The organism is Pseudomonas sp. LBUM1666 (assembly GCF_059695775.1).
In genome coordinates this window covers 1930366-1945546 of the sequence record NZ_CP166789.1, presented here as the reverse complement: position 1 = coordinate 1945546, position 15181 = coordinate 1930366, and the positions used below count along the sequence as shown (strand labels likewise).

General features: G+C 63.2%; 1 protein-coding gene and 1 pseudogene. Both read right to left on the bottom strand.

Features of this window, described 5'->3' with window-relative positions:
• Positions 1-133 precede the first annotated feature (133 nt).
• Complete coding sequence (locus ACA056_RS08755) at positions 134-11896, bottom strand: non-ribosomal peptide synthase/polyketide synthase (protein WP_497271951.1); 11763 nt, start codon at positions 11894-11896, stop codon at positions 134-136.
• A pseudogene (locus ACA056_RS08750) lies at positions 11896-15180 on the bottom strand (amino acid adenylation domain-containing protein); the annotation flags it as partial. The pseudogene ACA056_RS08750 and the gene ACA056_RS08755, both read right to left, overlap by 1 nt.
• Between the last annotated feature and the right edge of the window lies 1 nt (position 15181).

Here is a 15181-nt window from a genome sequence, read left to right as displayed (position 1 = left end):
ATAATCAGGCAACAGAAAATCTTGATTCGAGTGAAGATCTTGTGGGAGCGAGCCTGCTCGCGAAGGCGGCGTGTCAGCAACATGAATGTCGTCTGAAACTCCCTCTTCGCGAGCAGGCTCGCTCCCACAGGGGTTATGCGATAGCCGGCCTGCGTTCCAACAGGTCTTCAAGCTCATCGAGCAACTCTTCACCGCGCAGCAATTCGTAGTGCCCACCTGCCAACAAGCGATCAACGCCATGGCTACCGACCTGAGCCTCAAACACCCGACGTTCGTCGTCCCGCCCGGCCACCCACCAACGATGCGCCGCGACCTGAATCGCCGGCAGTTGCCGATGCGCCAGCGCCAGTTGCTTGAGGCGTGAGCCGGTGGCGAAGATCTGCGTGAGTTCCCCCGCGCCCAACGCAGCTTGTTCATTGGAGCCGTGCATGGCCGCCTCGATCACCGCCGTGGAACCCTCGCGCTCATTCAAATCAGCGACTTTCAGCGCAATCAGCACCTGAGCCTCATCGGCCGGCAGACCGAGCACAAATTTCAGGAAGTCGCCCAGGTCCTCGCGCCAGTCCCCCGCTTCTGCGGTGCCCGCCACGTAACTGTCGACCAGCCCGGCAAATGCGACCGTCTCACCCTGGGTTTCCAGTTCGTGAGCGACCAGTTGCGTCAACGCCCCGCCCAATGACCAACCCAACAAGTAATACGGCCCCTTGGCCTGCTGACTGCGAATCCGTTGCGCATAGGCTTGAGCCATCGCCAACAGCGACTCGTCCTGCCAGTGCGGGTCGAGCAGCATCCGGCATTGCAGGCCGTACACCGTGCGCCGTCCTTCCAGTCGACGGGCCAGCGGTTCGTAGTCGAACACCGTGCCGAAACCGGCGTGCAGGCAGAACAGCGCCGGCACGTTCGGGATCCGCGCATTCAGCGCCAGCAACGGGTCCGGCGCAGACGCCGGTTCGGCAGCCTGATAGCCGCTGAGCTCGGCAATGCACGGTTTCTGCATCAGATCCCGCAGTTTCAATTCGAAGCCCAGTTGCGGCTGGCTGCGCACCCGCGAAATGACTTTTAGCACCTGCAACGAGTCGCCGCCGAGTTCGAAGAAGTTGTCGTCGATGCCCACTTGCGGCACGCCGAGCACCTCCTGCCAGATCGCGGTCAGCGCCGTTTCCAGTGCGTTGCGCGGCGCGCGATAACCGCCGAGCGCCCATTCAGGCGCAGGCAGTGCGCGACGGTCGAGCTTTCCGTTGGCCGACAGCGGGAAACGCTCCAGCACCAGGATTCGCGCCGGCACCATGTAGTCCGGCAATTGCGCTTGCAGTTCAGACTTCAAGCGACGGTCCAGCCCAACAACCCCGGCCGCCACCACATAACCCACCAATTGCTTGCCGGTCGGCGTGTCGTGCACCACTACGGCGGCATCCTGCACCCCGGCGCAATCACGCAGGCGCGCTTCGATTTCGCCCAGTTCGATGCGGAAACCACGAATCTTCACTTGCTGGTCGAGACGACCGAGGTAGTCGATCAACCCGCACTCACGCTGGCGCACCAGATCGCCGGTGCGGTACATGCGGCCACCGGCCTCGAACGGGTCTGGAATGAAACGCTCGGCACTCATGCCGGGGCGCTGGTGATAACCGCGCGCCAGGCATTCGCCGCCCAGGTACAACTCGCCGCTGACACCGACCGGCAACGGATTGAGATCGGCATCCAGCACGTACAACCCACGCCCGGCCACACCGCGACCAATCGGCGCATACGCCGCGTCGCAGGTTTCGCTGACTTCGGCACGCCACAACAAAGGCGTGACCACTGTTTCGGTCGGGCCGTAACCGTTGACCAGACGCTCCGGACGCAGAGCCCGTTTGACCTGCTCGAAACTGGCCTCCGGCACCGCATCACCGCCAAAGCAATACACCTCGACCGCCGGTGGATTGCCCAAACGTTCAGCCACCTCGGCCATCTGTTGCAGATACGCCGGCGGGAAGCAGGCCACGGTGACGGCGTGACGCCGCAGAACTTCCAGGGTTTGCTCCGGCGTCCACAAACTGTCATCGCGGATCACCAGGCTGCCGCCGGCCAACAGCACGCTCAGCCAGCGCTCCTGAGCACCGTCGAAGGCAAACGACATGAAGTGCAATTCGCGGCTGCGCGGTGCCAGTTCGTAGAGCTCGATGATACCGCGGCAATGCCGGGCAATCGGTCCGCGCGCCACGGCCACGCCTTTCGGTTGGCCAGTGGAACCGGAGGTGTAAATCAGATACGCCAGGTGTCCCGGCAGCGGATTGGCAACCGGACACTCGGTGTTGCCAGCAACGGCCAACTGATCGAGCAACAGACGTGGCGGGCTGTCGGCCAGGGTCAACCGTTCGCCCAGATCACTGTCGCAGAGCAACAGGCTGGCCGCCGAATCGCTGAGCATGTAGGCCAGTCGCTCGGCCGGGTACGCCAAGTCCAGCGGCAGATAAGCCGCCCCTGCTTTCAGCACCGCAAGGAACGCGACAATCGTGCGTTCGGAACGCGGCAGCGCCACCGCCACCAGACTTTCCGGGCCAATACCGCGACCGATCAATTGCTGCGCCAACCCATTGGCCTGCGCCTCAAGCTCGGCGTAGCTGACTTCCCGATCCTCGCAGATCAAGGCGACTTTCTGCGGTTGCGTGCGTACATGCTGATTGAACGCGTGCAGCAAATCGGCGTTGTCTTCAGAAACTTGCGGCAGGCTGATCAGTGCTTCAGGCAAGCCAATATTGCCAAGCAGACGCGTGGCATCCTCAGGTAACGCGCGCAGCAAACCTTCAAGCTGCGCACGAATCCGCTCAACTTCCACTTCACTGAAGCGATCACGCAGGAACAGGTATTCGACTTCCAGGCCTTCTTCATTGGCGCTGACCATCAAGTCCATCGGGAAGTTGGTGACCCCGCCGCTGCCGACTTCGGCAAAGCGCAACTCACCTTCCTCGCCCCCTTTCAAGGCGCGGTCCACCGGATGGTTTTCGAACACGATGATGCTGTCGAACAAGCCCTGGCCACCCTGTCCGGCCCAGCGCTGAATGTCCGACAACGGCGTGTGCTCGTAGTCGCGGACCATCAGGTTGTAATCCTGCAAGTCGCGCAGCCACTCACCCAACGGCTGTTGCGGGTCGAGGGTCTGGATCACCGGCAAGGTGTTGATGAACAGGCCGAGCATGTCTTGCGCCCCGGCCAGCCCGGTCGGACGCCCGGCCACCGTGGCGCCGAATGCGACACTGCGTTGGCCGCTGTGACGTTGCAACAGCAGGAGCCATGCACCTTGTACCAGCGTGTTCAACGTCACGCGCTGACGCTTGGCGAACGTGTGCAGTTTGCGCGTCGCGTCGGCGTCGAGGTTGCTGTACATCACGCCGTGGCCGGAACCTGCGGCACCGGAAGCCTTGGCCAGAATGGTCGGTTCCTCGAGCAACGCCAGTCGCTCACGCCAGAAGCCTTCGGCCTGCGCACCGTCCTGGCGTTGCAGCCAGGCGATGTAGTCGGCGTAGCGACCGGTCAGGGTCGGCAGAGTGTCGTTGTGGTACAGGCGCAGCATGTCGCCCAACAGGCGCGAAGCGCTCCAGCCGTCGAGCAGCAGGTGATGGTAGATCCAGATCATCTGGTATCGATCATCGCCCAGACGCACCAGGATGAAACGCATCAACGGCGGGCAGCTCAGGTCGAAGCCCTTGGCCTGTTCCGCCGCAGCCAATTCGCCCAACGCCTGCTCGGTGTCGGTACGCTCGCGCCAGTCGAGTTCTTCGATCGGCAACTCAACATCGGCGAACACCGCTTGCAACGGATCGGCCAAGCCATCGCGCCAGCGAAATGCGGCGCGCAGCACTTCATGCCGGTCCACCAGCGTCTGCCACGCCGCGCGGAAACGCGGCACCTGCAAACCGTCCACCGCCACGCTCAACTGGTTGACGTAGGGGTTGAGTTCCGGCGAATCGAGGCAATGGAACAACATGCCCTGCTGCATCGGCGACAGCGGATACAAGTCTTGCAGCCCTTCACGGGCGGCGATGTCGATGTGCGGCACCAGCGCAAAAGCAGGGATCTTCGGCGCTTCAACCAACGCTGCTTCACGGCTGGTCGCCACCGCCGCGAGTGCACGAATGGTTTGTTGTTCGAACAGTTGCTTCGGACTGAACACCAGCCCGCGCTGCCCGGCACGGCTCACCGCTTGCAGCGAGATAATCGAATCACCGCCCAGCTCGAAGAAGTTCTCCGTGACGCCCACCGACTCCAGCCCCAGCAGTTCCCGCCAGATCTCCAACAGCAACGCTTCGGCCGGTGATGCGGCGGCCACTTGATCGTGGTTCTGCCGAGTGGCTTCCGGCGCTGGCAGGCCTTGGCGGTCGAGCTTGCCGTTCGGCGTCAGCGGCAACGCGGCCAGGCACATCAAATGCGCCGGCAGCATGTGTGCCGGCAGACGGCTGCGCAGGTGAGCCGCCAGCGCTTCACGCAAATCCTGCTCATCGGCGAGCGGATCGCGTGGCACCACGTAACCGACCAACTGTCGGCTCACCGGGCCTTCGCGGTCGATCACGAACGCTTCACGCACGCCTTCGTATTCAAGCAGGCAGGCTTCGATTTCACCGAGTTCGATACGGAACCCGCGGATCTTCACTTGCTGGTCGATACGACCGAGGTATTCAACAACACCGTCAGCACGGAACCTTGCGAGGTCGCCACTGCGGTACAAACGCGCACCCGGCACAAACGGATCCGGCACGAAACGTTCAGCGGTCAGGTCCGGACGTTGATGGTAACCCCGGGCGACGCCCTCGCCGCCCAGGTACAACTCGCCCGCCACGCCAACCGGCAACGGCTGCAAACCGCCGTCCAGAATGTAGGCGCTGCGGTTGCCCACCGGCCGGCCAATCGGCATGAACGCCGAGTCGAATTCGGTATCCGGGTACGCCAGCCAGATCAGCGGCGTGATCACCGTTTCGGTCGGGCCGTAGCCGTTGATCAGGCGCTTGGGTTGCAACACCTGCTGGACCTCGTCGAACGCATGTTTTGCCATGCCTTCACCGCACGGGGTGTAGGAACGGATCGGCAAATCACGCCCCGCTTCGCCCATGAATTCGGCGATCTGCCCCAGATAGGTCGGGGTGAAGCAGGCGATGGTGATGCCGTGCTTTTCGATCTCGGCGCAGGTGCGCTCCACGCTCCACAACTCATCGTCGCGCGGCATCACCGCCGAACCGAACACCAGCGGCGTCAGCCAGCGCTCGTGGGCGCCGTCGAAGCTGATCGAGGCAAATTGCAGCTCGCGATCGTCCGGGGTCATGCCGTACAACTCGCCGATCGACAGGCAATGCATGGCCAGCGGACCGTGGGCCACGCTGACGCCTTTCGGCCGCCCGGTGGAGCCCGAGGTGTAAATCAGGTAGGCGAGGTTTTCGCCGCAGGTCAGGTTGACCGGATTGGTTTCCGACATTTGCTCCAGCGGCTCGCGGTCGATCTCCAGGACCGACAGGCCTTCCGGCAAGGGCAGTTTTTCCCGCAGCCACGATTGGCTGATCAGCAGCGAAATGCCGCTGTCTTCCATCAAATAACGCAGTCGCTCGGCCGGGTACGCCGGGTCCAGCGGCACGTACGCGCCGCCGGCCTTGAGGATCGCCAGCAGGCCAATGATCATTTCCGGCGAACGCTGCATGGCCAGGCCGACCCGCACTTCGGGGCCGATGCCCAAGTCGCGCAGGCGATGGGCCAATTGGTTGGCGCGGCGGTTGAGTTGGTCGAAGCTCAATTCCAGGTCGTTGAAGATCAGCGCGGTGGCGTCCGGTCGGATGACGGCCTGAGCCTCGATCAATTGATGCACGCAGAGCGGGTTTTCCGTCGCGGTGAATGCCGGGTTCCACTCCACTAACTGTTGCGCACGTTCCGGCGCGGTCAGCAGGTCCAGTTCACTCAATGCAGCCTGTGGCGCGGCGACCATCGCTGCCAGCAGCGCGGCCAAATGCTCGCTCATGCGGGCAATCGCCTCGGCGCTGAAGTGGGCGCACTGGTAGCTCCAGTTCAGGCTGAGCTGGCTTTCGGCGGTGGCCGCCAGCGTCAGCGGGAAGTTGGTGCGTTCATGGTTCTGCGGGATCGAGAAGCTCAACCCGGCCGGCGCGCCCTGTTGCAACGCTTCGGCCACCGGGAAGTTTTCGAACACCAGCAGGCTGTCGAACAGCGGCTCGCCGGCACGCCCGGCCCAGCGCTGAATGTCACCCAACGCAGTGAATTCATGCTCACGCAATTCCAGGTTCTGCGCCTGCAATCGGGTTAGCCATTGACCGACGCTTTCAACCGCGTCCGGGCTGCTGATCACCGGCAAGGTGTTGATGAACAGGCCGAGCTGGCTTTCAGCACCCGGCAAGTCCACCGGCCGCCCCGCCACGGTCGCGCCGAACGCGACGCTGCGTTGACCGCTGTAGCGTTGCAGCAAGAGTGCCCATGCGCCCTGGACCAAGGTGTTGAGCGTCACTTTTTGCTGACGGGCAAACTCGCTGAAGCGCTTGCTCGTGGCGACATCGAAGGTCTGGCGATGGTCGGCGAACTCTGCCGTCGACAGGTTTTTACTGTCGCCATGGGCCAAGCTCTGCGCCAACAGGGTCGGGTTGTCGAGGGTCGCCAGTTGCTCGCGCCAGAACAGCTCGTCGGCTTGCGCATCCTGACGTTGCAGCCAGCCAATGTAATCGGCGAAGCGCCCGGTCGGCGCCTGCACGTCTTGCCCGGCATAACGCTGCAGGACTTCGCTCAACAGCAGCGAGTTGCTCCAGCCATCGAGCAGCAAGTGATGGTGGGTGTAGATCAGTTGCTGACGCTCATCGTCGAGTCGCACCAGGGTCAAACGCATCAACGGCGCGCGAGTCGAATCGAGTTGCCGGCGTTCGCTGTCGATCAGTTGAACCAACGCTTCGGCCTGATCACTGCGGCCGCGCCAGTCGAGGCAGGTCATCGGCAATTGCAGGTGACGATGCACCAACTGCACCGGCGCTTCGAAGCCGTCGGGGAAGTGGAAACTGCTGCGCAGGATCGGATGAGTGTCGAGTACCGCTTGCCACGCACGGCCCAAACGTTCGGCATCGAGCCCACGGGCTTCGACGCTGAGTTGGTTCACGTAGGCGCCGGACTCCGACTCGTACAGGCTGTGGAACAACAAACCGGCCTGCATTGGCGACAGCGGATACAGGTCCTCGATTTGCGCCGGCGGCACCGGCAGGCCATCGAGTTGCGCCTGGGTCAGGCGCGCCAATGGGAAGTCCGCCGGGGTCACGCCGCCCGCGCCATCGCTAAGGCAATGGGCGATCAGTGCCAGCAACTCGCTGCGGAAATCCGCGGCCAGCGCTTCGATTTCACGTTGGTCGAAGCATTCGCGGCTGAAGGTCCAGTCCAGTTTCAGTTCACCGCCATAGACCTGGCCGTCCACCGACAGCCAATTCGGCAACGGCGCATCCGCCGATTGCGCGGCACCGCTGGATTCGCGAGCCGGGGTGAACAGTGCGTCTTCGGCGAAGCTCTGGTCGAACTGGCCAAGGTAGTTGAAGGTGACCCGCGCTTGCGGCAGCGCGGCCAACGTCGCTTGGGTCGTCGAATCGCCCATGTAACGCAACAGGCCGTAGCCCATGCCTTTGCCGGGAATCTCGCGCAGTTGCTGCTTGATTGCCTTAATCGAACCCGAAAGGTCGGAGGTCGGCGTCAGGCGCACCGGGAACAGACTGGAGAACCAGCCGACGGTGCGAGTCAGGTCGATGTCATCGAACAGCTCTTCGCGGCCATGGCCTTCGAGCTGGATCAGCGCCGAGGCGTCGCCGGTCCAGCGGCTGAGGGTGCGGGCCAGCGCGGTCAGCAGCAGGTCGTTGACTTGGGTGCGGTAGATCGCCGGTGCCTGTTGCAGCAATTGGCGGGTCTGTTCGCGGTCAAGGCCGATGCTGACGCCTTGGCGCAAATGCCCGGCCTGACTGGCCTGAGCGTTGGCGGCTGGCAGCGAATCATTGGCGACGCTCAGTTGCGCCTGCCACCAGTTCAGTTCGCTGGCGGCGGCTTCGGAGCGTGCATAAGTGTCGAGCTTGTCGGCCCAGGCCTGGAAAGCGCTGGTCTTCGGCGGCAGCTCTTGCCCTTGGTAAGCGGCCTGCAAATCCTCCAGCAACACCCGCCAGGACACACCGTCCACCGCCAAGTGGTGGATCACCAACAGCAAACGCTGCGAACCATCGGCCTGAGCGATCAACGCGACGCGCAGCAGCGGACCGTCTTGCAGGCTGAGGCTGCGCTGGGCTTCATCGCACACCGATTCCAGCGAGGCATCGCTGGCCACGCGAGCGGTCCAGAGCATGTCGATCACGTCAGCGCTGTCGGCCCCGACATAACGCGCCGACCATTGGCCGTCGACCTGACTGAAGCGCAAACGCAGGGCATCGTGCTGCTTGAGCAGGCGTTGCAGCGCCGCTTGCAGACGCGGTAACTCGAGGGTTTCGCGCGGCACAAGCAGCACCGCCTGGTTCCAGTGCGCGCGTTGCGGGATCGGTTCGTCGAAGAACCAGCGCTGGATCGGCGTGAGTGTTTGCACGCCGTCCACCGGCCCTTGTTGCGCCAGCGGTGCGGCCTGTTCTTTGACCACGGCGGCCAGCGCTTGCAAGGTTTGCTGCTGGAACAGGTCACGGGGTTGCAGGCTCAGACCGGCTCGACGAGCACGGCTGACCACTTGAATCGAAATGATCGAGTCGCCGCCCAGTTCGAAGAAATTGTCCTGACGCCCGACTTGTTCCACACCCAACACGTCCTGCCAGATCTGCGCCAGCACCTGTTCGTGTTCGCTGCGTGGCGCTTCGAACGCGCGTTGGCTGACCTGTGCGGTCGGCGCGGGCAGGCGTTTGCGGTCAAGCTTGCCGTTCGGACTCAGCGGCATTTGTTCGATCAGCACGGTCTGCGCCGGCACCATGTAGTCCGGCAGGCTCGCCAGCAAATGGCTTTTCAGGGTTTCACGCCACGCGCCTTGCTGCTCGGCATCGGCGCTGACCAAGGCTCGATCTTGCGGCACGAGGTACGCAACCAGTTGCTTGCCGCTCGGGCCATCAAGGGCCAGCACCACAGCTTCCTGCACGTCGGCATGTTCTTGCAGGCGCGCTTCGATTTCACCCAGTTCGATGCGCAAACCGCGAATCTTCACTTGGTGGTCGACACGGCCGCAGTAGTCGATGGCGCCATCAGCGCGATAGCGCGCCAGATCACCAGTGCGGTACAGGCGCTCGCCACTGCCGAACGGATCAACGACAAAACGCTCGGCAGTCAGCGCGCCACGACGGTGATAACCGCGAGCCAGACCGACACCGCCCAGGTACAACTCGCCCACCGCGCCCAGTGGCAACGGTTGCAGTTCGCTGTCGAGGATGCAGGTGCGCAGGTTGGCGATTGGGCGGCCGATCGGCACGCTGTCGCGGCCTTCTTCCACGCAGGTCCAATGGGTCACGTCGATGGCCGCTTCGGTCGGGCCATACAGGTTGTACAAATTCGCTTGCGGCAGGCTGCGCAAGGTCTGGCGTTGCAGCTCCATCGGCAGCGCTTCACCGCTGCAGATGATCCGTTGCAAAGACGTGCAGGCCAGCGCCTCGTCGGCACCGATAAACGCCGAGAGCATCGACGGCACAAAGTGCAGCGTGGTGATCGCCTGTTCGACAATCAACGCGGCGAGGCGTTGCGGGTCGCGGTGCTCGCCGGGGGCGGCGATGACCAACGTGGCGCCCTTCATCAGCGGCCAGAAAAACTCCCACACCGACACGTCAAAACTGAACGGCGTTTTTTGCAGCACGCGGTCAGTCGGCAGCAGGTTGTAGGCTTGCTGCATCCACTCCAGACGGTTATGCAGCGCCACATGGCGGTTGCCCGCGCCTTTGGGTTTGCCGGTAGAACCGGAGGTGTAAATCACATAAGCGAGGTTTTCTGCGACGGCCAGGTTGGGCAGATCGGTGCCTGGCAAGTCGCTCAGCCAATCGGCCTCGGCGTGCAGGCACAGGGTGCGCACGTTGTCCGGGGTCGGCAGTTGCGCCAGAAGATGTTCCTGAGTCAGCAACAGCGAAATGCCGCTGTCTTCGATCATGTAGCTCAGGCGATCAATCGGGTATTCCGGGTCCAGCGGCACATACGCACCGCCAGCCTTGAGAATCGCCAGCAGGCCGACGACCATTTCAAACGAGCGGTCGCAGGCAATCCCCACCAGCACTTCCGGGCCGACACCCTGGGCGCGCAAGTGATGGGCCAGACGGTTGGCGCGCAGGTTCAGCTCGGCGTAACTCAGGCTCTGGCCCTGGAACACCAGCGCGGTCGCCTCACCGTTTTCAATCACGCGCGTTTCGAAATGCCGCTGCACGCAGACTTCGCCCGGATAGGCCTGAGCGGTGTCGTTGAGGTCATCCAGAATGCGCAGACGCTCGTCGGCATCCAGCAATGGCAACTCGGCGAGCGGGCATTGCGGATTCGCCAGCACCCCGGCCAACAGATTGCGCCAGTGACGAGCCAAATGCTCGATGCGCTCGGCGTCGAACAGATCGGTGGCGTAAGTCAGGCTGGCGAACAGCTTGTCGCCCTCCTCCTGCGTGTCCAGTTGCAAATCGAATTGCGTGGTGTGCGCCGTGGCGTTCAGCGCTTCGACGCGCAGGCCCGCGAGCAAGCCGCTGACCGCCGCCGGTTTGGCTTGCTGGTGGTTGAACATCACCTGGAACAGCGGGCTGTGGCTCAGGCTGCGTTCACCTTGCAGCGCCTGCACCAGACGCTCGAACGGCAAGTCCTGATAATCCTGGGCATCCAGCGACGCGGCGCGGGTCTGGTCGAGCAACTGGCTGAATGGCAGACGTCCGTCCAGTTCAGCACGCATCACCTGGGTGTTGACGAAGAAACCGATCAGGCCACGGGTTTCCGCGCGATTACGGTTGGCAATCGGCACGCCGACCCGCAGGTCGGACTGGCCGCTGTAGCGATAGAGCAAGGCCTGGAAGCTGGCCAGCAACAGCATGAACGGCGTGACGCCGCGTTGTTTGGCCAGACTCATCAGACTGCTGGCCAAGGTCGCGTCGAGGGCGAAATCCAGACGCGCACCGCGCTGGCTTGGTTGCGCCGGGCGTGGACGGTCAGTCGGTAACTCGAGCAACGGTTGCTCGCTGCCCAGGCAGTCGCGCCACCAGTTGAGTTGGCGCTCCAGCTCGCCCGCTTCCATCCAGCGGCGTTGCCACATCGCGTAGTCGGAATACTGGATCGGCAATGCTTCAAGCGCAGCGTTCTGGTCTTGGCAATGCGCGGCGTAGAGCCGGGAAAACTCTTCAACCAGCACACCCATCGACCAGCCATCGGTGACGATGTGGTGCAGCGTCAGCAGCAGCACATGGTCTTCGGTGTCGAGTTGCAACAAGGTGACCCGCAACAACGGACCGTGCTGAAGATCGAACGGCCGGGCAATTTCCTGTTCGACGCTGTTCATCGCCTGATCGAGGCGCTGTGCCTGAGGTTCGCCGCGCAGGTCGATTTGTTCGATGGGCAGCGAGGTGAACTCGGCCAGTGTCTGCACGACCTTCCCGTCGTCCTCGACGAAACGGCTACGCAGGCTCTGATGCCGCTCCAGCAGCACGTCGAAACTCTGCTGCAATGCCGCGACATTCAGCGGCCCGTGTAAACGCAGGGCGGCTGGAATGTTGTACGCAGAACTCTGCGGATCAAGCTGCCAGAGGAACCATTGGCGCTGCTGCGCGTACGACAGTTCAAACGTCGCTTGCGGCTCGGCAGCAGGCGGAATCGGCAGTTGGCCAAAACTCACGCCCTGCTCTTGCATGCGTTGCAGAAACTCGCGGCGCTTGTCAGCCGGCAGGCCGGCGAAGCGGGTGGCGATGCGCTGGGCAGTGGTGTGTTCCATCAGTTGATCTCCATCTCGTCGAGAAGCGACTCAAGCGCATCAAGACGTGCATCGTTGTCAGCCGGGGCGTGTTGCCCGGCCATGGCGGCATAAGCCTGAAGGTCGGTGGATTCGAACAGCGCGCGCAGCGGCAGCTCGATGCCCAGTTCCAGTTCCACACGGGCACTGGCCTGGGCGGCGAGCAGCGAATGCCCGCCCAATTCAAAGAAGTTGTCGCGCCGGCCGATCTGCGCCACGCCCAGCACGCTGGCCCAGATGTCTGCCAGTTGCCGTTCGAGATCGCCTTCGGGGGCTTCGAACGGGCGTTGCCATTCCTGAGCGTCGGGCACCGGCAAGGCCTTGCGGTCGAGCTTGCCGTTGCCGGTCAGTGGCAAGGCATCCAGCAGCAGCCAGTGGCTCGGCACCATGTAATCCGGCAGACCCACCTTGAGCGCGGCGCGCAGGTTGTCGCGCCAGGCGATTGGGTCGTGCGGGGTTTGCTCGGCCACGACGTAGGCGCACAGCTGCGGCCCGCTTTCGCCTGCATGCACGCTCAACACCGCTTGGCGCACGCCCGGTTGGGCCAGTAGCGCGGCTTCGATTTCACCCAATTCGATGCGGAAACCGCGAATTTTTACTTGCTGGTCGATCCGGCCGAGGTAATCGATGCTGCCGTCGGCACGCTGGCGGGCCAGGTCGCCGCTGCGATAGAGACGCTGGGATGCATCGAACGGACTCGGTACGAAACGCTCGGCAGTCAGGCCGAAACGACCGTGATAACCGCGCGCCAGACCAGCGCCGGCGATGTACAACTCGCCCGCCACACCCACCGGCACCGGTTGCAACTGGCTGTCGAGCAGGTACCAGCGCAGGTCGCGGATCGGCAGGCCAATCGGGCTTTGGGCCTTGCCGTCGAGGTCGGCCAGGCGGATGGCGCGGTAGGTCACGTGCACCGTGGTTTCGGTGATGCCGTACATGTTGACCAGGGTGGGCTGTTGGTCGCCGAAGCGCTCGAACCATGGACGCAGGCTCGCGACTTCCAGGGCTTCGCCGCCGAAAATCACCTGACGCAGCGCCAGGTTTCGCTCGCTGGCGCAGGCAATCGGCAACAACTGGCGGAACGCGGTCGGGGTCTGGTTCAACACCGTCACACCTTCATCACAGAGCAAGCGGTGAAACTCTTGCGGCTCGCGGCTGATGTAATACGGCACGATCACCAGACGCCCGCCGGTACACAGCGAGCCGAACAGCTCCCACACCGAGAAATCGAAGGCGTAGGAATGGAACAGCGTCCAGACATCGTCCGGGCCGAAATTGAACTCGGCAGCGGTGGCTGTGAGTAAACGCCCGACGTTGCCATGGCTGAGCAATGCACCTTTCGGGCGGCCGGTGGAACCGGAGGTGTAGATGACGTAGGCGAGGTTGTCCGGGGTCGCCAGTGCTGGCAGGTTGTCGTCGCTGAAGGCATCCAGTTGCAACGACTCCAGGCTCAGCACCTGCACGCCGTCGCGGGACGGCAAGCCATCGATCAAGTGTTGTTGGGTCAGCAGCAACGTGATGCCGCTGTCTTCGATCATGTAGCTCAGGCGCTCGGCCGGGTATTGCGGATCGAGCGGCACATAGGCGCCGCCGGCCTTGAGAATCGCCAGCAAGCCGATCACTAACGGCATCGCTCGCTCGGTGGCGATGCCGACGCGCACCTCTGGGCCGACTCCCTGTTCACGCAGTTTGCGCGCCAGTCGATTGGCCTGAGCGTTGAGCGCGGCGTAGGTCAGTTGCTCGCCTTCGTAGATCAGTGCGACAGCGTTCGGCCGTTGTGCGGCTTGCACTTCGAACAAGTGGTGCAAGGTCGGCGACGACGGTTGTGCCTGGAACGCAGGGTTCCAGTGCTGCACCAAGGCATCTTGTTGCGCCCCATCAATGAGCGGCAGTTCGGCGACGCGTTGCTGCGGATCGGCGACCACCGCTCGCAGCAGGTTCAGCCACTGCTCGGCGAGGCGGTTCATCGACGCCTCGTCGTACAGATCCGTGGCGTAGGTCAGGCTGGCGTCCAGCGTTTCGCCCTGCTCCTGAGTATCCAGCACCAGATCGAATTGCGTGGTGTGTTGCTGCCAGTGCAGACGCTTGACCTGCAAGTTGGCAACCGTGCGTTCGACGCTCGCACCCAACTGCTGCTGATGGTTGTAGAGCACCTGGAACAATGGACTGTGATTCAGGCTGCGATCCGGCTGCAAGGCATCGACCAGTTGCTCGAACGGCAAGTCCTGGTTCGACTGCGCGCCCAATGCAACCTGTTTGACCTGTTGCAGCAACGTGCTGAAGGACTGCTGCCCGTCGATCTCGGCACGCAGCACTTGGGTGTTGATGAAGAAGCCAATCAGGCCTTCGGTTTCCAGACGCGAACGCCCGGCGCTCGGTACGCCGACGCTGATGCTCGACTGCCCGCTCTGGCGGTGCAACAAGGTCTGGAAGCTCGCCAGCAACAGCATGAACAACGTCACTTGTTGTTCCTGGGCACGTTGACGCAAACCGGCGAGCAATTCGCGGTCAACGTTCAGCATCAGGCTGGCGCCGCGCTCGGTGCGACGGGCCGGACGGGTCAGTTCACTCGGTAACTCCAGCGGCGTTTGGCTGCCGGCTAGTTGCTCGCTCCACCATGTCAGTTGGCGTGCGCCCTCCCCGGCCTCCAGCCAGTCGCGCTGCCAGCGGGCGTAGTCGCTGTAGTTCACCGGCAGGCTCGACAGGTTCGCAACCTTGCCTTCAACGACAGCCTGATACAGCGCGCTGAATTCATCGACCATGACCTGCATTGACCAGCCATCGGCAGCGATGTGGTGCACGGTGAGCACCAGCACGTATTCGTCAGTGTTCACTTGCAGCAGCAACACGCGCCACAGCGGACCGTTGCGCAGGTCAAACGGACGGGCGATTTCTTCGGCTACGGCATTGTCGATCGAAGACTGATCGAGTGTGCGTTCATCCAGTTGCAACACCAGATTGTCGTGCAGCACCGGACGCGCCTGCTGGCCGTCCTGCTCGAAGGTTGTGCGCAGGGTTTGGTGACGGGCCTGCAATTGTGCAAAGGCTTCGCGCAGGGCTGCGCGATTCAGCGGGCCCTTGAGGCGCAGCGCGGCGGGAATGTTGTAGGCCGAGCTTTGAGGGTCCAGTTGCCAGAGAATCCATTGACGCTGTTGGGCGTACGACAGAATGTGTGGCTGATCGACCGCTGCACGTTGCAGGGACGGTTGGCCGCTGGCGTTCGCCAGTGCGGCACGCTCGGCAAATTCCGCCAGATTCGTCGCGGAG